At 69.7% G+C, this 20,513-nt stretch carries 17 protein-coding genes and 2 pseudogenes; 10 read left to right on the forward strand and 9 right to left on the reverse strand.

The features are described 5' to 3' along the window. Window position 1: 1 nt before the first annotated feature. Both gyrA and gyrB read right to left on the reverse strand, forming a co-directional pair. Complete coding sequence (gene gyrA / locus GUI43_RS20095) at window positions 2-2,524, reverse strand: DNA gyrase subunit A (RefSeq protein WP_112583939.1); 2,523 nt, start codon at window positions 2,522-2,524, stop codon at window positions 2-4. 130 nt (window positions 2,525-2,654) lie between these two features. Continuing rightward, window positions 2,655-4,601 carry a DNA topoisomerase (ATP-hydrolyzing) subunit B gene (gene gyrB / locus GUI43_RS20100; RefSeq protein WP_112583938.1) on the reverse strand — a complete coding sequence of 649 codons (1,947 nt, stop codon included), beginning with the start codon at window positions 4,599-4,601 and terminating at the stop codon, window positions 2,655-2,657. A 521-nt stretch (window positions 4,602-5,122) separates the two neighbouring features. Between gyrB and GUI43_RS20105 the strand changes: the two genes are divergently transcribed. After that, window positions 5,123-5,677 carry a hypothetical protein gene (locus tag GUI43_RS20105; protein WP_112583937.1) on the forward strand — a complete coding sequence of 185 codons (555 nt, stop codon included), beginning with the start codon at window positions 5,123-5,125 and terminating at the stop codon, window positions 5,675-5,677. Here GUI43_RS20105 and GUI43_RS20110 read toward each other — a convergent pair. Further along, window positions 5,662-6,150 (reverse strand): MarR family winged helix-turn-helix transcriptional regulator, encoded by a 489-nt coding sequence (locus GUI43_RS20110; RefSeq protein WP_112699506.1) that lies wholly within the window; start codon window positions 6,148-6,150, stop codon window positions 5,662-5,664. The two genes, GUI43_RS20105 and GUI43_RS20110, sit on opposite strands and share 16 nt — an antisense overlap. Before the next feature lie 125 nt (window positions 6,151-6,275). Here GUI43_RS20110 and GUI43_RS20115 point away from each other — a divergent pair, with 125 nt between their 5' ends. Then, the gene (locus GUI43_RS20115) at window positions 6,276-6,503 is read left to right on the forward strand and encodes a hypothetical protein (protein ID WP_091396532.1); all 228 of its coding nucleotides are present in this window, start codon (window positions 6,276-6,278) and stop codon (window positions 6,501-6,503) included. 22 nt (window positions 6,504-6,525) lie between these two features. Here GUI43_RS20115 and GUI43_RS20120 read toward each other — a convergent pair whose 3' ends face one another. From GUI43_RS20120 to GUI43_RS35220, 6 genes and pseudogenes are all read right to left on the reverse strand, one after another. Continuing rightward, on the reverse strand, window positions 6,526-7,137 hold the full coding sequence (locus GUI43_RS20120; protein ID WP_112583935.1) for a DciA family protein: 612 nt from the start codon (window positions 7,135-7,137) through the stop codon (window positions 6,526-6,528). Next, window positions 7,127-8,260, reverse strand: a complete 1,134-nt coding sequence (gene recF, locus GUI43_RS20125) for a DNA replication/repair protein RecF (RefSeq protein WP_112699507.1) — start codon at window positions 8,258-8,260, stop codon at window positions 7,127-7,129. The genes GUI43_RS20120 and recF overlap by 11 nt, the downstream gene beginning before the upstream one ends. A gap of 16 nt (window positions 8,261-8,276) precedes the next feature. Continuing rightward, on the reverse strand, window positions 8,277-9,149 hold the full coding sequence (gene gnd, locus GUI43_RS20130) for a phosphogluconate dehydrogenase (NAD(+)-dependent, decarboxylating) (RefSeq protein ID WP_112583933.1): 873 nt from the start codon (window positions 9,147-9,149) through the stop codon (window positions 8,277-8,279). A gap of 40 nt (window positions 9,150-9,189) precedes the next feature. Next, a complete protein-coding gene (gene dnaN / locus GUI43_RS20135; protein WP_112583932.1) occupies window positions 9,190-10,323 on the reverse strand; it encodes a DNA polymerase III subunit beta in 1,134 nt (377 codons plus the stop codon). A gap of 776 nt (window positions 10,324-11,099) precedes the next feature. Continuing rightward, window positions 11,100-12,422 (reverse strand): annotated as a pseudogene (gene dnaA, locus GUI43_RS20140) (chromosomal replication initiator protein DnaA); the annotation flags it as partial. Window positions 12,423-12,601: 179 nt separating this feature from the next. Further along, window positions 12,602-12,926 (reverse strand): annotated as a pseudogene (locus GUI43_RS35220) (chromosomal replication initiator protein DnaA); the annotation flags it as partial. A 625-nt stretch (window positions 12,927-13,551) separates the two neighbouring features. Between GUI43_RS35220 and rpmH the strand changes: the two are divergent. The 8 genes from rpmH to GUI43_RS20180 all read left to right on the forward strand — a co-directional run bounded on the left by rpmH (window position 13,552) and on the right by GUI43_RS20180 (window position 19,740). Further along, window positions 13,552-13,689 carry a 50S ribosomal protein L34 gene (gene rpmH, locus GUI43_RS20145; protein ID WP_007453904.1) on the forward strand — a complete coding sequence of 46 codons (138 nt, stop codon included), beginning with the start codon at window positions 13,552-13,554 and terminating at the stop codon, window positions 13,687-13,689. A 34-nt stretch (window positions 13,690-13,723) separates the two neighbouring features. Beyond that, a complete protein-coding gene (rnpA, locus tag GUI43_RS20150) occupies window positions 13,724-14,140 on the forward strand; it encodes a ribonuclease P protein component (protein ID WP_112601242.1) in 417 nt (138 codons plus the stop codon). Then, on the forward strand, window positions 14,137-14,433 hold the full coding sequence (gene yidD, locus GUI43_RS20155) for a membrane protein insertion efficiency factor YidD (RefSeq protein WP_091396555.1): 297 nt from the start codon (window positions 14,137-14,139) through the stop codon (window positions 14,431-14,433). The genes rnpA and yidD overlap by 4 nt, the downstream gene beginning before the upstream one ends. Before the next feature lie 2 nt (window positions 14,434-14,435). Beyond that, window positions 14,436-15,425, forward strand: a complete 990-nt coding sequence (gene yidC / locus GUI43_RS20160) for a membrane protein insertase YidC (RefSeq protein ID WP_112584009.1) — start codon at window positions 14,436-14,438, stop codon at window positions 15,423-15,425. Window positions 15,426-15,637: 212 nt separating this feature from the next. After that, window positions 15,638-16,255 carry a Jag family protein gene (locus tag GUI43_RS20165; RefSeq protein ID WP_091397533.1) on the forward strand — a complete coding sequence of 206 codons (618 nt, stop codon included), beginning with the start codon at window positions 15,638-15,640 and terminating at the stop codon, window positions 16,253-16,255. A 4-nt stretch (window positions 16,256-16,259) separates the two neighbouring features. After that, complete coding sequence (gene rsmG, locus GUI43_RS20170) at window positions 16,260-17,114, forward strand: 16S rRNA (guanine(527)-N(7))-methyltransferase RsmG (RefSeq protein WP_112699512.1); 855 nt, start codon at window positions 16,260-16,262, stop codon at window positions 17,112-17,114. 508 nt (window positions 17,115-17,622) lie between these two features. Beyond that, window positions 17,623-18,696, forward strand: a complete 1,074-nt coding sequence (locus GUI43_RS33935) for a ParA family protein (protein WP_373861851.1) — start codon at window positions 17,623-17,625, stop codon at window positions 18,694-18,696. 27 nt (window positions 18,697-18,723) lie between these two features. After that, the gene (locus GUI43_RS20180) at window positions 18,724-19,740 is read left to right on the forward strand and encodes a ParB/RepB/Spo0J family partition protein (RefSeq protein WP_112699509.1); all 1,017 of its coding nucleotides are present in this window, start codon (window positions 18,724-18,726) and stop codon (window positions 19,738-19,740) included. Window positions 19,741-20,513: the final 773 nt, after the last annotated feature.

Consider the following 20,513-nt stretch of genomic DNA (forward strand, 5'->3'; position numbering starts at 1 on the left):
ACTAGTCCTGTTCGTCAGGCTCGTCGGCATTGCGAGCAATCGCCACGATAGTCACGCCGTCCGGGAGGTCCATCAGCTTGACCCCCATTGTGTTCCGGTCACGCGTACGCCGTACAGGCTTCACCGGAGTCCGAATGACACCACCGTTGCTGGTGATCGCGAACAGCTCGTCGTCCGGGTCGATCACCACCGCGCCAACCAGACCACCGCGCCGTTCGGTGATCTTTGCAGTCAACACGCCCTTACCTCCCCGGCCCTGCACCGGGTATTCCTCGATCGGGGTTCGCTTCGCGTATCCCCCGTTCGTGGCCACCAGAACGTCCAAACCTTCCCGCACGACTTCCATGGCGAGCAGGACGTCGTCGTCCGTGAAGCGCATGCCGATCACACCCGAGGTGGCCCGGCCCATCGGCCGCAACGCCTCGTCCGAGGCGTTGAACCGGATTGCCTGTGCCTTCTTCGAGACCAGCAGCAGGTCGTTCTCCGGCGCAACCAGCGCAGCACCGACCAGCTCGTCCTCATCGCGCAGGTTGATCGCGATGATGCCGCCGGAACGGTTGGAGTCGAACTCCTCGAGCCGCGTCTTCTTCACCAGGCCGTTCTTCGTGGCCAGTACCAGATAGGGGGCTACCTGGTAGTTCGGGATCTCAATGATCTGCGCGATCTGCTCGTCGGGTAGGAAGGCGAGCAGATTGGCCACGTGTTGGCCCTTGGCTACCCTACTGGCCTCCGGCAACTCGTAGGCCTTGGCCCGGTAGACGCGGCCCTTGTTCGTGAGGAACAGGATCCAGTCGTGGGTCGAGCATACGAAGAAGTGGCTGACGATGTCGTCCTGCCGCAGCGTGGCGCCACTGACGCCCTTACCGCCGCGCCGCTGCGAGCGGTACAGATCGACCTTGGTCCGCTTGGCGTACCCGGTGCGGGTGATCGTGACGACCACGTCCTCCCGGGCGATGAGGTCCTCCATCGAGACCTCGCCGTCGAACGGGATGATCTGCGTCCGGCGGTCGTCGCCCCACTTGGTGACGATCTCGCCCAGCTCCTCCGAGACGATCTTCCGCTGCCGCTCGGGCTTGGCGAGGATGTCCTTGAGGTCGGCGATCTCGATCTCGAGCTTCGCCAGGTCGTCGATGATCCGCTGCCGCTCCAGAGCGGCGAGCCGGCGCAGCTGCATGTCCAGGATCGCGGTCGCCTGGATCTCGTCGATCTCCAGCAGCCGGATCAGGCCCTGTCGGGCGTCGTCCACTGTCGGGGAGCGCCGGATCAGGGCGATCACCTCGTCCAGCGCGTCCAGCGCCTTACCCAGGCCGCGCAGGATGTGTGCCCGCTCCTCGGCCTTGCGCAGCCGGAACGCGGTCCGCCGACGGATCACGTCGATCTGGTGCTCGACGTAGTAGCGGAGGAACTGGGCCAGGTTGAGCGTGCGCGGCACCCCGTCGACCAGGGCCAGCATGTTGGCGCCGAAGGTCTCCTGGAGCTGGGTGTGCTTGTAGAGGTTGTTCAGCACGACCTTCGCGACGGCGTCGCGCTTGAGCACCAGGACGATCCGCATGCCGGTACGACCGGAGGACTCGTCGCGGATGTCGGCGATGCCGGCGAGCTTGCCCTCCTTGATCAGCTCGGCGATCCGCTCGGCGAGGTTGTCCGGGTTGACCTGGTAGGGCAGTTCGCTGACGACCAGGCAGGGGCGACCCCGCTTGTCCTCCTCGACCTCCACGACGGCGCGCATCCGGATCGAGCCGCGACCGGTGCGGTACGCGTCCTGGATCGCTGTGGTGCCGACGATCAGGCCGTGGGTCGGGAAGTCCGGGCCCTTGACGATGCCGAGCAGGGCCTCGAGGGTGGTCTCCTCGTCCTCCTCCGGGTGCTCCAGGCACCACTGCACCGCCGCACCGATCTCCCGCAGGTTGTGCGGCGGGATCTTGGTGGCCATGCCGACCGCAATGCCCTCGGAGCCGTTCACCAGGAGGTTGGGGATCCGCGACGGCAGGATGGTGGGCTCCTTGGCCCGGCCGTCGTAGTTGTCCTGCAGGTCGACGGTGTCCTCGTCGATGTCCCGCAGCATCTCCATGGCGAGGGGGTCGAGCTTGCACTCGGTGTATCGCATGGCGGCGGCCGGGTCGTTACCCGGCGAGCCGAAGTTGCCGTTGCCGTCGACCAGCGGGTAGCGCAGCGACCAGGACTGCGCCATCCGGACCAGCGCGTCGTAGATCGCCGAGTCGCCGTGCGGGTGGAACTGACCCATCACGTCACCAACGACGCGGGAGCACTTCACGTAGCCCCGGTCCGGACGGTAGCCGGAGTCGAACATCGCGTAGAGGATCTTGCGGTGGACCGGCTTGAGGCCGTCCCGGACGTCCGGCAGCGCGCGACCGACGATGACGCTCATCGCGTAGTCGAGGTAGGAGCGCTGCATCTCCACCTCGAGCCCGACCGGTTCGATCCGGTCGTGCGCGACCACCGCGGCGATGGCCTCGGCGGGAACCTCGGGCTCGTTCGGTGTGGACTCGGGAGAATCGGTCACTGTATACCCTTATCAGACTCAGAGTCGTTTTCGTGCTGTGGATAACGGCTGTGGATACCGGCCAAGCTGTGGATAACTCTGTGGACCGCCGGATCGGCCGGGCAGTGCCCGACCGATCCGGCGCAGTCCGTCAGATGTCCAGGAACCGCACGTCCTTGGCGTTGCGCTGAATGAACGACCGGCGCGCCTCGACGTCCTCACCCATCAGCACACTGAACAACTCGTCGGCGGTCGCCGCGTCGTCGAGAGTGACCTGACGCAGGGTACGCGTCGCCGGGTTCATAGTGGTTTCCCACAGCTCGGGATAGTTCATCTCGCCGAGGCCCTTGAAGCGCTGAATGTCGTCCGGCTTGGCGTTCGGCTTCTTCTGCTGGCGCAGCAGGATCAGCCCGTCCCGCTCGCGGTCGGAGTACGCGTACTGGGCGTCGTCGCCCTTCTTGTTCCACTTGATCTTGTAGAGCGGCGGGGCGGCCAGGTAGACGTGCCCCATCTCGACCAGCGGACGCATGAAGCGGAACAGCAGGGTGAGCAGCAGCGTCTGGATGTGCTGGCCGTCGACGTCCGCGTCGGCCATCAGCACCACCTTGTGGTACCGCAGCTTCTCCATGTCGAAGTCGTCGTGGATGCCGGTGCCCAGCGCGGTGATCAGCGCCTGGACCTCGTTGTTCTTCAGCACCCGGTCGATCCGGGCCTTCTCCACGTTGAGGATCTTGCCGCGGATCGGCAGGATCGCCTGGGTCCGTGGGTCGCGACCCTGCTTGGCCGAGCCGCCGGCCGAGTCACCCTCGACGATGAACACCTCGGACTCGCGGGGGTCGGTCGACTGGCAGTCGGCCAGCTTGCCCGGCATCGAGCCGGACTCCAGCAGCGACTTGCGCCGGGCCAGCTTGCGCGCCTGCTGCGCGGCGATCCGGGCGCGGGCCGCCTGGGACGCCTTCGTGATGATCATCTTGGCCTCGGCCGGGTTGCGGTCGAACCAGTCGACCAGCCGGTCGTTGCAGACCCGCTGCACGAAGCTCTTCACCGGGGTGTTGCCCAGCTTGGTCTTGGTCTGACCCTCGAACTGCGGGTTGGCCAGCTTGACCGAAATGATCGCCGCGAGCCCCTCGCGGATGTCCTCGCCGGAGAGCTTCTCGTCGCCCTTGAGCAGCTTCTTGTCGGTACCGTACCGGTTGACCACGCTGGTCAGTGCGGACCGGAAGCCCTCCTCGTGGGTGCCGCCCTCGTGGGTGTTGATCGTGTTGGCGAAGGTGTAGACCGACTCGCCGTACGACTCGTTCCACTGCATGGCGATCTCGAGGGACATGCCCTCCTCTTCGGCCTCGAACTCGACCACGGTCTTGTGGATCGGGCTCTTCGAGGCGTTGAGGTGCCGGACGAAGTCCGCGATGCCGCCCTCGTAGTAGAAGGTGACCTCGCGCTGCCGGCCGTCCTCCTCCTCGGCCACCCGCTCGTCGAGCAGGTGGATGCGCAGGGCGCGGTTGAGGAAGGCCATCTCCTGCAGGCGTCGGTAGATGGTCTGGAAGTCGAAGTCGACGGTCTCGAACACGTCGGGGTCGGGCCAGAAGGAAACTGCCGAGCCGGTGCGGTCGGTGGTCTCGCCCTTCTCCAGCGGGCTCGGCTTGGAGTTGGTGTAGTGCTGCCGCCACACGGAGCCAGACTTGTGGATCTCGACGAACATCTTGGTGGAGAGCGCGTTCACCACGGAGACACCGACGCCGTGCAGACCGCCGGAGACCGCGTACGCCTTGCCGTCGAACTTTCCGCCCGCGTGCAGGATGGTCAACGCGACCTCGACACCGGGCTTCTTGAGCTTCGGGTGAAGGTCGACCGGGAAACCACGGCCGTTGTCGGTGACCCGGACGCCGCCGTCGGCGAGCAGCACCACGTCGATGGTGTCGCAGTATCCGGCCAGCGCCTCGTCGACCGCATTATCGACGACCTCCCAGACGAGGTGGTGCAGACCGCGCTCGCCCGTGGACCCGATGTACATACCGGGCCGCTTGCGAACCGCCTCCAGCCCCTCGAGAACGGTGATCGACTCTGCGCCGTACTCCTGCTTGTCCTGCGCTGCCACCCTCGGCCACTTTCTCGCGTCAGCCGCGCCGGTAGGGCGCGTCGGGCGCGGGTTCGGCGGACAGGACGCGACGTCGGCGCGTGGACCGGCGCCGGAGACCTCCGGACAGCGGGTCGAACGCGCCGGTCGCCGCGGTTGCCCGCGGATCGCGATCGGCTCGACCCGACGTGGAGAATGAATCTGGGGCCAGCGGCCCCGTCCCACTCCCGCACCGGGTCTTCGTCTCACTGTCAATCCTACTGTGCGCGGGGGACAGAACCACCACTCGGCACCCTCAACGAGGCGGCTGAGAAGTCCATAGCCGGCAGAACCCCGCCGCCCACGACTCCCCCCACACGCCAGGCCCCCATCGCACGCGCCGCCCCGGAACGGGTTGACCCGCGGTCGGGCGGGTCGGGGGTCGCGGCCAAAGCGTCAGTGCCGTACGTTTGCGGCGCCCCGGAACCAGCCTTGATCTTTACCGGTTGGAACCGGGACGATCGACCCGATCGACCCGACACGTGCTCTTTAAGAGGTGACAGATGGGGCTGGACAACGTCGCGGTGCACTGGCCGCGTACCGGCCGCTTCTACGATCCGGTCGCGCCGGCCGAGTTCGTCGACTTCGGCGAGATCGTCGACCTGCCGCGCATCTCCGCGCCGACCGCGGCGCTGGCCGAGCTGATCGCGAAGACCGGCACCATCCGGGCGACCGCGTACACCGAGCTGGTGGATCTGCTGCTCGGCCTCGAAGGTGTGTTGTACGCCACAGACGCTGCCGCCGAGGACGAGGACCCGGTGATCGACCCGGACGGCTGCTCCTGGATCGCGAGCGGCATCGAACGGTTCGTAGCCGCGCACCGCCCGACCGGTGAGGCGGTCACCTTCGAGTCGGTGAGCACCGTGCTGCGCTCCCTGCTCGGCGACGGTCGGTTGGCCGAGCAGCAGCTGCGCTGGCTGGAGAGCCGGCTCGACGCGCTGCGCGACGAGCGCGGTGACCCGCCGCAGTGGAACTTCACCTGCGCCGAGCTGGGCGTGCTGGCCGCGTTCTACCGGCGCTGCGCCGAGCGCGGGTTCGCCGTCTACGCCGACGCCTGAGCCGCCCCGTCAGTCTCCGGGGTGGCCGGTCGGTTGGCGGCCGAGATCAGCCGCGTGAGCACCGCGTGCAGGTGTTGCAGGTCCTCGACGGGCAGCCCGAGCCGCTGCACGATCGCGGCCGGGATCAGCTCGGCCTGACTCCGCAGCGCGGCACCGCTGGCGGTGAGGGTGACGGCGAGGCTGCGCTCGTCGCTCGGGTCGCGTTCCCGGCGCAGGTAGCCGGCCGCCTCCAGTCGCTTGAGCAGCGGTGAGAGCGTGCCCGGGTCGAGCTGAAGCAGGCGACTGAGGTCGCGACCGGACAACGGTGCGTGCTGCCAGAGCGCCAACATCACCAGGTACTGCGGGTGGGTCAGCCCCATCGGCTCCAGCAGCGGCCGGTAGACGGCCACCACGCTGCGCGCGGCGACCGAGAGGGCGAAGCAGACCTGCTGCTCCAGGGCCAGCGGGTCGACGCCGCCCGGTCGTTCGCTCATCGGTTGCCCTCTCTCCGCACGGTGACTATCGTACCGATCATTGGTACACCAACCATTGGTGCCCCAAAGGTAGGCTCGTGCGACGGGCGAGAACCGGCGAGGCGACGCGGGGAAGAGGACGGCAGATGAGCGAGGACGGCGCGATCACCAGGGCCCCGGGCGAGGGCGGCCGATTGATGCGTTGGGCCTTCCGGCACCTCGCCGGGCCGGCCGAGGGTGTGCAGGGCGCGGTGCAGGGCGGCTCTGCCGAGGCCCGCGAGGCGTGGAAACGTGACCTGGCCGAGCGCAAGCGCTTCACCCGGGAGCAGCGGGAACGCAAGCGGGCAGCCCGCGAGGCCGACCGGCGCGGCTGAACGGCGCGGCTGAATGGCCGGCTCAGCCGTACGTGTCGCGCGGACCCCGGCCGCGTACCCGGCGTGGGCCCTTCCCCCAGGAGGGCGCGGCCGGGCCGTGAATGTGCAGCTTGCGCACCACGTTGTGCCCGACCTCGCTGGCGATCTGCTTGAGCAGCGAGCCGGCGAGCAGCCGCAGCTGGGTGGCCCAGGCGGTCGAGCGCGCCTCCACTGTCAGCTCGCCGTTCTCCAACTTCACCGGGCGGCTGTTCTGCGCGACCTCCGCGCCGACGACCCGCTCCCAGGCGCCGAACACGGTGGCCTCGGCGGCCGGCTGCTGCCAGCCACGCGCCTTCACCAGCCGGTTCAGCACGGCACTGAGCGGCTGCGGATCGCGCGGGTCGGGGCCGGGGCCGGAGTAGCCGCGCAACCGCCGCCCCGAGCCCCCGGCAGCGTCGCCGCCGCCGGGGGTACGCCGGGCGCGGGCCGCCGCCTGCCGTCGGGACAGCGCCGCGTCGAGCACCGCCCGGGCCAGCTCCGGCCCGCTGGCGGCCGCCGCCGGCTCACCGCCCGCCGATCCCTCCGCCGCCTTCGGGGTACGCGCAGCCGGGCCCTCGCCGGCCGATGGTCGATCGGTGCCTGGCTTATCCGACACGGCGTACCGTCCCTTCGCCGACCTGGTAGCGGGTGCCGCGCAGGGCGGCCGGCACATCGTCGTCCACCGCGCAGGTGACCAGAAGCTGACTCGCCCCGCCGACCAGCTCCGCCAACCGCTCCCGGCGGCCGGTGTCCAACTCCGCGAAGACGTCGTCGAGCACCAGCACCGGCTCGATGCCGTCGGCGCGCAACAGGTCGTACCCGGCCAGCCGCAACGCGAGGGCGAACGACCACGACTCGCCGTGGCTGGCGTACCCCTTGGCGGGCAGTGGGCCGAGGCTCAGCGCCAACTCGTCGCGGTGTGGGCCGACCAGGGTGGTGCCCCGCTCGATCTCGGCGGAGCGGGACGCGGCCAGGGCCGCCGTCAGCGCCTCGGCCAGCGCGGCCCGATCGGTGGTCGGCTCGGCCAGCTCGATCGAGGGCCGGTAGGTGATGCTCGCCGCACCCCGACCGGCGGCCACCGCGTCGTACGCCTTGGCCACGTGCGGGGTGAGCGCGGCCACCAGTTCCAGGCGGCCGGCGAGCAGCTCCGCCCCGTGCTGTGCCAGGTGGGTGTCCCAGACCGCGAGGGTGCCGAGGTCGCCACCCCGGGACCCACCGGTCTTGCGGGCCAGGTACGCGGTGCGCAGTAGGGCGTTGCGCTGCTTGACGACCCGCTCGTAGTCGGCCCGCACGCCCGCGAACCGGGGTTGCCGGTTGACCAGCAGGTCGTCCAGGTAGCGGCGGCGCTCGGCCGGGTCGCCCCGGACCAGCTCAAGATCTTCCGGGGCGAAGAGCACCAGCCGGAGCGCCCCGAGCACGTCCCGGGACCGCCGCGCCGGTGAGCGGCCCAGTCGGGCCCGGTTGGCCTTGCCGGGCACGATCTCCAGCTCGACCAGGAGTTCGCGGCCGTCGTGCACCACCGCGCAGCGGATCACCGCGGACGTGGCACCCATCCGGACCAGAGGCGCGTCGGTGGCGACCCGGTGCGAGTCCAGGGTCGCCACGTAGCCCAGCGCCTCGACGAGGTTGGTCTTGCCGACGCCGTTGGCGCCGATCAGGACGTTCGCTCCCGGCTGGAGGTCGACGGCCACCCGCTCGTACGAGCGGAAGTCGACCAGTTCCAGCCGGTGAACGTACACAGGTTGTGGATACCGCTCAGCGCTTGTGGACGGCGTGGCCACCGAACTGCTGACGCAGCGCGGAGACGGCCTTCATGGCGGGCGAGTCGTCCTGCCGCGAGGCGAACCGGGCGAACAGCGAAGCGGTGATGACGTTCAGCGGCACCGCCAGCCGGACCGCCTCGTCGACCGTCCACCTGCCCTCGCCCGTGTCCTCCGTGTAGCCGCTCAGGTCGGCCAGCTCCGGGTCCTCGTCGAGCGCCCGGTCGAGCAGGTCAAGCAGCCAGGAACGGACGACGGTGCCCTCCCGCCAGGACTTGATGACGCCCGGCACGTTGGTCACCAGCTCCGAGGCGGCCATCAGCTCGTAGCCCTCGGCGTAGGCGTGCATCAGGCCGTACTCGATGCCGTTGTGCACCATCTTCGAGTAGTGCCCGGCACCGACGGGGCCGGCGTGCACGAAGCCGAACTCACCCTCCGGCTTGAGCGCGTTGAAGATCGGCATCAGGCGGTCCACGTGCTCCTGGGCGCCACCGACCATCAGCCCGTAGCCGTTCTGCCGGCCCCATACGCCGCCGGAGACCCCGACGTCCATGTAGCCGATGCCCCGCTGGTTGAGCCGCTCCGCACGGGGCGCGTCGTCGCTGAAGCGCGAGTTGCCGCCGTCGATGATGATGTCGCCCTCGCCAAGCACCTCGGCGAGCTCGTCGATCGTGGCGTCGGTGACACCGGCGGGCACCATGACCCAGACCGCGCGCGGCGACTCAAGCTTCTCTGCCAGGCCGGCGAGGGTCGTGACGTCGCTGATCTGCGCGTTGTGGTCGAAGCCGACCACCTCGTGCCCGGCCGAACGCAACCGCTCCCGCATGTTGCCGCCCATACGGCCGAGTCCTACCAGGCCGAGCTGCATCTGTTTCTACCTCCGTGGATCTGGGTGTTGCTGGGCGCGATCAGCGCGAAACGCGGATCGGCATGATGAGGTACCGGTACCCCGGAATGACCTCGCCATCCTCGCCAGCGGGAGAGATCACCGCAGGCTTGAAGGCGTCGACGAACGAGAGCACGGCCGTCTGAGCGCCCAGGTTTGCCAGACCGTCGATGAGGTACTGCGGGTTGAAGCCGATGGTCAGTGGTTCACCGGTGAAGGTGGCCTCCATCGCCTCGCTGGCCCGTGCCTCCTCGGAACCGCCGGCCTCGACCACCAGGCCGTCGGCGCTGAAGCTGAGCAGCACCGGGGTGGTCCGTTCGGCGACCAGCGCGACCCGCTTGACCACCTCGATCAGCGTGCTGACCGACACCCGGGCCGCGGCGTTGTGCGTGGCTGGGAAGAGCGACCGCACCGGCGGGTAGTTGGCGCCGTCGAGCAGCCGGCTGGTGGTACGTCGGGTGCCGCCGGCGAGGCCGACCATGCCCTCGCCCGCAGCGCCCTGGGCGAGGGCGAGCGTGACCTCGCCGCCCAGCGGACCGAGGGCCTTGGCAGTGTCGTTCAGGGTGCGTGCCGGAACCAGGGCGTTGATGCTCACCTCGGGGTCGTCCGGCCGCCACTGGATCTCGCGCAGCGCCAACCGGTAACGGTCGGTGGCGAGCATCGACAGGGTGTCACCCGACAGCTCGACGCGGACGCCGGTCATCATCGGCAGCGTCTCGTCGCGACCGGCGGCGATGGCCACCTGGGCCACCGCGGTGGCGAACGCCGCGGCGTCGACAGTGCCGGCGCTCTGCGGCATCTCGGGCAGCGCGGGGTAATCCTCCACCGGCATGGTGGGCAGGGTGAACCGGGCGCTGCCGCAGACCAGCTCGAGGTGTGCGCCGACCGCGGCGATGTCGACCGGCTTGGCCGGCAACGCCTTGGTGATCTCGGCGAGCAGGCGGCCGGAGACGAGCGCGGCGCCGTCGGCGTCGCCCTGCACCTCGACGGTCACCTGGCTGGAGACCTCGTAGTCGAACCCGGAGACCCGCAGGTTGCCGTCGGTGACGCGAAGCATCACCCCGGCGAGCACCGGTACGGATGGCCGGTTTGGCAGGCTCTTCGCGGTCCACGCCACAGCCTCGGCGAGCGCGTCGCGCTCCACTCGGAACTTCATCAATGCCTCCGCGTCGACGTCAGCGACAACTCTCTCATGCCGACCGCTGCCTACCGTCCCGCCCGACCGTGCGGGTACCCATCGCACCTTAGGGCGCGGGGACATCGGCTGTGCGCCCGACCCCATGGATCGTGTCGATGCTGACCGGTTGATCCGACAGCGTTCGGCCCGATCCACAGAAAGCCCAACGGTGATGATTGGTTTTTGTTCTCTTAGAAGAGATAACTCATCGTCTTCATCGCACCTGTGCAAACTGTGGAAAACCGGGGTCTGCGCAGGTCAGACAGGTTATCCACCGGTGATTTAGCTGTGGAGAACCGGGGGTACAACCGGCTCGTGTGTCCACAGCCCGGCGACGACGGCCGGTTGTCCACCGTTGTCCACCGGTTGTCCACCGGTAATCCACCGACTTTCTCCCCAAGCCTGTGGATCGCGGGGAAGATCACCATTGCCGTCATCCCCAGAACCTTCAACAGCTCGTACACAGGTTGATGATGATCGGTGGATAACCTGACGGTCGTCCCCAGGCGTCCACAGCTTCGTACACAGGGTTTCTCCACAGCCTGTGGGTAACTGGCGGAGGACGGACCGTAGTTATCCACCGACGGTGGATAACGAGCTGTGGACAACGAGTGGGGATCGAGGCGGTCACGGCCTCAATGCTGTGGTCTCCACCATGTCGAGAGTCCAGCTGACTGACCCAAAAAGAACGCCCGACCGGCGATCCGGTCGGGCGTGTCCTGCGGCTGTGCGCCGCGCGACGGCGGTCGTACGCCTCAGCTGTTCTGCTTGATGCGGTTGGTCAGCTCGGCGATCTGGTTGTACAGCGAGCGGCGCTCCGCCATCTGCTGACGAATCTTGCGGTCGGCGTGCATCACAGTGGTGTGGTCCCGGCCACCGAACGCCTGCCCGATCCGGGGCAGCGACAGCTCGGTCAACTCCCGACACAGGTACATCGCCACCTGGCGGGCGTTGACCAGCACCCGGGACCTGGACTGGCCGCGCAGATCCTCCAGGCTCACCCCGAAGTAGTCAGCGGTCGAGGCCATGATCTGGTCAGCGTTGATCTCCGGACCGGCGCCGTCGGGCATGAAGTCCCGAAGCACCTCCTCGGCCAGCGACAGCTCGACTGTCGACCGGGTCAGGCTGGCGAACGCGGTCACCCGGATCAGCGCGCCCTCCAGCTCCCGGATCGAGTTCGACACCCGGGAGGCGATGAACTCCAACACGTCCGGCGGGGCGTACATCCGCTCCTGCGCCGCCTTCTTCTGCAGGATCGCGATCCGGGTCTCCAGATCCGGCGGCTGGATGTCGGCCAGCAGCCCCCACTCGAACCGGGTTCGCATCCGGTCCTCGAGGGTCGCGAGCTGGCGCGGAGACCGGTCAGAGGTGATCACGATTTGCTTGTTGGCGTTGTGCAGCGTGTTGAAGGTGTGGAAGAACTCCTCCTGGGTGCGCTCGCGGTTCTCCAGGAACTGGATGTCGTCGATCAACAGGATGTCGACGTCGCGATAGCGCCGCTGGAACGCGCTGGTCTTGTCGTCCCGGAGCGAGTTGATGAAGTCGTTGGTGAATTCCTCGGTCGAGACGTACCGGACCGAGCGGGCGTTGCCCAGCGTGGTGGCGTAATGCCCGATGGCGTGCAACAGGTGCGTCTTGCCCAACCCGGAGTGCCCGTAGATGAACAGCGGGTTGTACGCCTTGGCCGGTGACTCCGCCACCGCCACGCTCGCCGCGTGGGCGAAGCGGTTGGACGAGCCGATGACGAACGTCTCAAACATGTACTTCGGATTGAGCCGGTTGCCACCGGTGTCGGCACCGGGCAACCGACGGTCGTCGCGGCCACCGGTGCGATGGTCCACCGCGCTGCGACCCGGGCCGCTGTCCGTTCCGCTGTCCCGGGGCAGCGAGCGGATCACGTGCTGGTCGCGCGGTGACGCCGAGTCGTCCCGGTAGCGGGGCTCGTAGGGCCGGGTGTCGGGGCCGGACGGATCCAGGCGGGCGGCCTGCTCGTCGTAGCCGCGCCGGTCCGGACCCGGCCGGGAGGGCCGCAGGGGCTCCGCGAAGGCAGCGCTGAACAACGCCTCCTGCCCGTCCCTGCTGGCCGGGATCAACCCGGCGCGATGCCCGTCGACGGGCGGCGCGAGCGGCGGACCCGCCGGCGCGGGCGGTGGACCCGGATCGGGGGTACGCGGCGCGGCTGACTGCTCAGGGATCATCGCGTCGGCGGACGGTCGAGCGCCCTGGTCGTCGTCGAACGCCATACCCGGACCGTCGATGTCGAGCTGCCCGGTCTCCGGGGCACTGCGGTAGACGGTGCCGGCCGGTCGGCCGGTGGCGTCCTCGGCCACCCGAACGGTGACCGCGACCTGGATCGGTCGGCCCAGCCGGCGGGTGAGCGCCTCGGTGATCGCCGGGCGCAGCCGTGACTCGATCACGTCGCGGGTGAACGCGTCCGGAACGGAGAGCAGTGCGGTGTCCTCGACGATCGCTCGCAGCCGGGTCAGTCGGAGATAGGCACGCTGCTGGGCGGAGATGATCTCGTCGGCGAGCTCGTCGGTCGCCGCTAACCACACTGCGGCAAGGTCGGTCGTACCGGCCACCGTCGTGCCACCCCCTCGCTTCTGCTCCCGGCCGCCGCTGTCTGCCAGCCGGCCGTCCCGGGCCCGCCGCGTTCGCGGGTGGAACAACACCCACCCGGACGGTCGACCGGTGGTCATCCACAAGTTATCCACAGCCTGTGTACCGACCGATTGTGGCCGCCGCCGGACGCGGGTGGGACCTGCCCCTGCCTGAACGGGCGCTGAAGCGGGTTCACCGTGCCGAACGATTCACTGCCATGTCCGGTCTTGCCTGCGCGACGACCGGAGCTTCCGACGCTCACCGCAATCGGGCACGGTAACAGCGTTGTCCCTGCGCCATCAACCGGCGACGCGGCGGCGCCCTTGTCGGCATCAGCGAAAACCGCCCTTCGGCCTCGGGCGCGTCCCGTTGTCCCCTGCTCGAGGTGTTTGACGGTCATTGCCCCCCTGCGTAGGCTGGAACGGCTGCTTTCTCGCCCTCTGCTAGGGTGATGGGTGCTTGCTGTCCGCGGTCGCATCCCCGCATCGCCGAGGTCCCGCTCCGCCGGACAGCACCGATCGTGGGCCACCGTCGAGGTGGCCTGGACCACCACACGACCCCGGCGATCCCGTCGCGCGGGGCGCGTACGAAAACGGAGAGCCTGACGTGAGCAAGCGCACCTACCAGCCGAACAACCGCCGGCGCGCGAAGACCCACGGCTTCCGGCTGCGCATGCGCACCCGTGCCGGCCGTGCCATCCTGTCGAGCCGTCGCGCCAAGGGTCGCACCACCCTGTCGGCCTGAGCCGACCGGGCCGGTCCAGGGGACGTGGGCAGTCGTGCTGGCCGCCGCACAGCGACTGCGGCGCAGCACTGACTTCGCCGCAGCGGTTCGTGGTGGCCGACGCGCCGGACGTGGCGCCGTCGTGGTCCACCTCACCGTGCCGGTGACCGTCGACCCCAGCACACCGACCTCGCCGGAGCCGGTACGGGACAACAGTGCGGAGCAGTCGTCCGTGCCGTCCCGTGCCGGCTTCGTCGTGTCCAAGGCGGTCGGTAACGCGGTGATTCGCAACCGGGTCCGGCGCCGACTGCGGGCGCTGGTCCGGGAACGGTTGACCGACCTGCCCGCCGGCAGCACCCTGGTCGTCCGGGCGCTCCCCGCCGCGGCGCAGGCGTCGTACCCTCGGCTCGCCACCGACCTGGACGCTGCCATCGCGGTCGCCCGGTCGCCGCGCGAACGGCGGTCCCGATGAGCGGCACCGAGCAGAGCAGCCCACGGCCGTCGACAACCGGTGCCAAGGTGCTGATCGCGCCCATCATCGCGTACCGTCGGTGGATAAGTCCGGCACTGCCGGCTCGCTGTCGGTTCTACCCGTCGTGCAGTGCGTACGCCCAGGAGGCGGTCGTTCGGCATGGCGCGCTCCGGGGAGCCGTGCTGGCGGCCCGGCGGTTGTTGCGCTGCCACCCCTTTCACCCTGGTGGATATGACCCGGTGCCGGAGCCGGGCGGCCGCCGTCGTGCTGATGTGACTGGAGCCCCGAATTGAGTCTGAGTCTCGACTGGATCTACTACGCGATTTCGTGGATCCTGCTGACCTGGCACTCTGCCTGGGACGCCATCGGGGTGCCCGTCGGCGCGGTGATCGGCACCAACTTCGCCTGGATCCTCTCCATCATCTTCCTCGTGGTCACCGTCCGGGTGATCCTGTTCCCCGTCTTCGTCAAGCAGATCAAGTCGCAGCGGGCGATGCAGGCGCTCCAGCCCAAGGTCAAGGAGCTTCAGGAGAAGCACAAGGGTGACCGGGAGACGCTCCAGAAAGAAATGATGGAGCTGTACAAGAAGGAGAAGGCCAACCCGCTTATGGGTTGCCTTCCGATGTTCCTTCAGATCCCGGTCTTCCTGGGCCTCTTCCACGTGCTGCGCCGGCTCGACCCGGACAAGCGGAACCAGACCCTCTACGGCTGGACCGCCGACCAGTTCCAGAGCGCCTCGCAGGCGAAGCTCTTCACCGCCCCGATCGCCGGCAAGTTCGGCTCCACTGCCGACGAGCTCGCCAGCCTCGGCGCCAACGGCAGCACCGTGAAGATCATTGCTGGTGTCCTGGTCCTGGTCATGATCGCCACCACCTACCTCACCAGCCGTCAGATGATCCTCAAGACCGGTTGGGCCGAGGACCCGCAGCAGCGGATGATCCAGCGACTGATGCTCTACGGCATCCCCGCGTCGCTGCTGATCTCCGGCGCGATCTTCCCGATCGGCGTCATCATCTACTGGGTCACCAACAACCTCTTCACCCTCGGCCAGCAGCAGTGGGTGCTGCGGAAGTTCCCGCCGCCGGTGACCGCCAAGAAGGCCGTCGCGCCCGCCGCCAGCCGTAACCCGGTGCAGCCCGCCAAGTCCGGTGGCCTGTTCGGTCGCGGCAAGACGGCCCCGCCGGCACCGGTCAAGGCGGCCGCGCCCAAGGTGGCCGGGCCGAAGCCGGGCGCCAAGCCGGTGAACAACCCGAAGAAGAGCCGCCCCGCCAAGCGGCAGGGCTGACCTGCGAGGGCCGCCGCCGGATCACCGGCGGCGGCCCGTTCCGCACCGCGCAGCCGCCGTACGGCCGGCGCCGGGCGGAACCGACCGCGCACAGCGCGGCCACGGGCGACACTGCCCGTACAGACGTGCCCGTGGGCACCGGCGACCTCCCGCCGGCCCCGGGAAACCAGTCGGACCCGACGGTCCGGCCGAGCGAGTACGGAGATGAGACCGTGACCGAGACCAGCATCCCCCGCGCTGAGCAGTCCCTGGACGAGGAGGAGACCGCCACGCTCGCGGTGGACGGCGACGACACCGAAGCCGACGACACCGAGGCGGACGACGACACCGACACCGCCGCTGGCACCCGGGTGAAGAAGGCTGTGGGCGAGGGCGACCTGTTCCGGCAGAGCGAGATCGCCGCCGACTACGTCGAGGGTCTGCTCGACATCCTCGACTACGACGGCGACATCGACGAGCTGGTCGCCGCCGGCCGTCCGATGGTCGAGGTGGTCGGCGAGCGGCTGCAGAATCTGGTCGGTCAGCGCGGGGCCACCCTGGAGGCGCTCCAGGAACTGACCCGCCTTGCCGTCTTCCGGCAGACCGGTACGCCGAGCCGTCTGCTGCTCGACGTCGGTGGCTACCGGGCGAACCGCCGCAAGGAACTCGCCGCGGTCGCCAAGAACGCCGTCGAGAAGGTCAAGGAGTACGGCGAGCCGGTCCGCCTGGAGGCGATGTCCGCGTTCGAGCGCAAGTGCGTGCACGACGTCGTCAACGCCATGTCCGGCGTGGCGAGCGAGTCCGAGGGTGTGGAGCCGAACCGGCGCATCGTCGTACGGCCGGCGGACTGACCGGGTGACCCACGACGACATCACGGCCGACGCCGTGGACGGCCCGGGCGGCACGCCGCCCGGGCCGTCCGCTGCCCGCCCCGCCACCGTCGACGCCGATGCCGAATCGACCGGGCGTGACGCCGCCCCGTCACCGGCCGACGCGGCGTTGCCGCCCGAGCTGGCCCCGGCCGCGCTGACCCTCTTCGGTGACCGTCTCGACCTGGCCGCCGCGTACGCCGAACTGCTGGCCACCGACGGGGTGGTCCGCGGCCTGATCGGCCCCCGGGAGGCGCCCCGCATCTGGGACCGGCACCTGCTCAACTGCGCCGCGGTCGCCGAGCGGATCCCGTCCGGCGCGACGGTACTCGACGTCGGCTCCGGCGCCGGTCTGCCGGGTCTCGTCCTGGCCATCGCCCGTCCCGACCTCACGGTCACCCTGATCGAGCCGCTGGCCCGGCGGACGTCGTTCCTGATCGAGGTCGTCGAGCGACTGGGTCTGGCCAGGTCGGTGCGGGTGTTCCGTGGCCGGGCCGACGAGGCGGCCAGCGGGTCGAGCGGCCGGGACCCGATCAGCGGAGACGTGGTGACCGCGCGCGCGGTCGCGCCCCTGGATCGGCTCGCGGGCTGGAGTCTTCCCCTGGCGGTTCGCGGTGGTCGACTGCTGGCGCTCAAGGGCTCGTCCGCCGCGGCCGAGATCGAGGAGCACGCCGAGGTGGTCGCGCGACTCGGCGGCGGGGAGCCGGCCGTGCAACTCTGCGGCGTCGGGGTGATCGATCCGCCCACCACGGTCGTGGAGATCGTGCGCGAGCGGATGGTCGGCCCGCCCCGGCCGGCGGCCAAGAAGCGCGCCCGGAGTGGACGCTCCCGCCGAGGTTGACACTTCGCGCCATCGGGCTTCCGGCCGGTGGGTTGCCTCGTTGTACCGGTACGGATGGACGAGGGGATGAGAACCCGACGTGGACCGGCCGCGCCCGTCCGCCGTAGGCTGACCGCGCGTCGATAGTGTGGAGCGGGTGACGGACGTCGCGGGTCTCCGACCGCTCCCGCGGGCCGTACGCTCCGGGTTGCGGGCGTGGATGCGGCCAAGTTGACCGGGGCGCGGACCGACCATCCGAAGCGGGCAGGGATGACAGGTGCATGACGACGGCAGGTACGACGATCCACGCGTGACCGGGTCGACCAGCGATCCCGTTTCACGTGAAACCGACTACCCGAGCTGGTCGCCCGGCGCGACCGGGCCATCGAGCCGACCTACCGACAGCGACCCGCCGGCACCGCTCGACCCCTCGTCGCGTGCCGGGCGGCCGGAGGGCTCGGCCGTTCCGGAGCCGGCGAGTGGTCGTCGGACGCCGGAGGCGTCGAGTCGACCGGTCAACGCCGCCGAGGTGCGGTCAAACTCGGGCCGCCGCAACACCGCCGCTGCGGTTCGCTTCGAGCCGGCCGTCCCGCACCAACCCACTGCGGCGGCCGCTCGGGACGCCGCGCCGGTGGTCGCCGACGCACCGGTCGCTTCGACCGAGTCGTTGGCCGCCGTGGCGGCCGATCCCACGTACGTTTCACGTGAAACCCCGACGCGCGAAGAGGATGACCCACCGTTGGCTATGGAGGCGATGCGCGCCGTGCAGATCCTGAATCCCAGTGGCGAGGTGACCATGCCTCGGCCGGACCGGACCCGGGTCATGTGCGTCGCCAACCAGAAGGGTGGCGTGGGTAAGACCACCACCACCGTCAACCTTGCGGTGGCGCTCGCCCTGCACGGCAACCGGGTGCTCGTGGTCGACCTCGACCCGCAGGGCAATGCCTCGACCGGGCTCAACGTCCCACACCACACCGGAATCCCCGACGTGTACGACTGCCTGATCAACAGCGTGCCCCTGGCCGAGGTGGCACAGGCGGTCGAGGGCATCCCCAACCTCTGGTGCGTACCCGCGACCATCGACCTGGCCGGCGCGGAGATCGAGCTGGTGTCGGTGGTGGCCCGGGAGTCGCGCCTGGACCGGGCGATCGCCGCCTACCCGGGCGAGTTCGACTACGTCTTCATCGACTGCCCACCCTCGCTCGGCCTGCTCACGGTCAACGCTCTGGTTGCCGCGCAGGAGGTGCTGATCCCGATCCAGTGCGAGTACTACGCGCTGGAGGGGCTCAACCAGCTGATCAACAACATCAACCTGGTACGCCAGCACCTCAACCCGAAGCTCGACGTCTCCACCATCCTGCTGACCATGTACGACCGTCGCACCCGGTTGGCCGACGCCGTCGAGCAGGACGTCCGGAACCACTTCGGTGACAAGGTTCTCCAGGCGGTCATCCCCCGCAACGTCCGGGTCTCCGAGGCGCCGAGCTACGGCCAGTCGGTGATGACCTACGATCCCGGTTCGCGGGGGGCCACAAGTTACTTCGAGGCCGCCCAGGAGATCGCCGAGCGAGGCGTCAAGGAGCCGGTGGGCCGGAATGCGTAGTGCGGACGAATCGCTGGGAGGCGTGGCATGAAGAACCGTCCTCGGGGCGGTCTGGGTAGGGGCCTGGGGGCGCTGATCCCGACCGGGCCAGCGCCGGCTGCCGCTGGCACCGCGACGGCCGAGCCGGAGAACGAGCACCTGGACGACGCGGGCACCCTCGCTGTCGCCCCGGTGTCGGCCGGAGCACCGGTCCGCGAGCCGGAACCCGTGCTCAGCCCGGTGCCCGGTGCGCGATTCGCCGAGATCCCGGTCGACGCGATCATGCCCAACCCGAAGCAGCCCCGTCAGGTCTTCGACGAGGAGGCGCTGGAGGAGCTGAAGACCTCGATCCAGGAGGTCGGCTTCCTCCAGCCCATCGTCGTTCGGCAGCTCGACGACGAGAAGTACGAACTGGTGATGGGCGAGCGGCGCTGGCGGGCCGCCCAGGCGGTGGGGCGGGAGAGCATCCCGGCGATCGTCCGGGACACCCGTGACGACGCCATGCTCCGCGACGCCCTGCTGGAGAACATCCACCGGGCGAACCTGAACCCGTTGGAAGAGGCCGCCGCCTACCAGCAACTGCTGGAGGAGTTCGGCGCCACCCACGAGGAGTTGGCCCGCCGGATCGGCCGGAGTCGCCCGCAGATCTCCAACACGATCCGACTGCTGAACCTGCCCGCACAGGTGCAGCGCCGGGTTGCCGCCGGCATCCTGTCGGCGGGGCACGCCCGCGCCCTGCTGAGCCTCGACGAGGCGGAGGCGCAGGAACAGCTGGCCCTGCGGATCGTGGCCGAGGGACTGTCGGTTCGGGCGACCGAGGAGATCGTCGCCTTGGCACTCAACGACGGGCCGGCGAAGGGTCAGGCAGCGAAGCGGCGACCCAAGGCGCACGCGCCGGCCCTGACCGATCTCGCCGATCGGTTGTCGGACCGGTTCGACACCCGGGTGAAGGTCGACATCGGCCGGAGCAAGGGCAAGATCACCATCGAGTTCGCGACGGTGGACGACCTTGAGCGGATCGTCGGGATCATCGGAGTGCAACAGGAGGAGAGCGGGGAGGACTGACCCCGCCCGCTCGCCTACGGCCGCGCTACCCCACCGGGAGCGCGGCCGTTCTGCATTCCGGGTCGTCGCGGTTTCACGTGAAACCGGCGGCGGCCCTGATTTTCGAGATCGGCATGACCCGTGGACCGCCGCCATTCTCGCTTCGCCAGCCACCGTGGGTGCCGCTCTGGCCGCAGGAGAGGTCGGCGGGAGTGGTGAGCGGACGGGTCGGTCGGGCGCGCTGGCCCGCGCGTTCGAAAGCACAATCCGCAAGCGCTCGCGGCTCGCGGCGGACGCGGTGACGGGCGCGGCGGGCGGTCGGCGCGGCGATGGGTGTCGCGACGGGCGAGTCGGTGGGCGACGAGGTCGGCGTCGCGAGCGGCTGGTGGCGGAGCGGACGCAGCGGCGGGCGGCGGCTGCGGTGCCGAGCGACTGGCGGCGGCCACTGGGGTGAGTGCATGGTGCCGAGTGGATCCTCTACACGCGTCGCAGAAGGCTCCGGAATGGTCCACTCGACCGCAACCACCCCTTGCGCCGATCAAGGCGCCAGCGAGCCGCTGAGTGGCGCTAATCGACGTCTCCGTGGTTATCCGCAGGTGGGCGGAGCATCTCGATCGCGGTCAGTCTGGCGGAACAGCCTCGCAGCGACCTCGGTTGGAGTCCGCCGGATCACCGAGCCGCCGCGCAGCTGGACCGCGTTGGGCCGCTGGGGGGCACCCGCGCCGGCGCGCCGCTGGGCCGCTGGGCCGCCGGGCCGCTGGGCCGCCGGGCCGCCGGGCCGCTGGGCCGCCGGG

This window comes from Micromonospora noduli (genome assembly GCF_003264365.1).
GTDB classification, from domain to species: Bacteria; Actinomycetota; Actinomycetes; order Mycobacteriales; family Micromonosporaceae; genus Micromonospora; species Micromonospora noduli.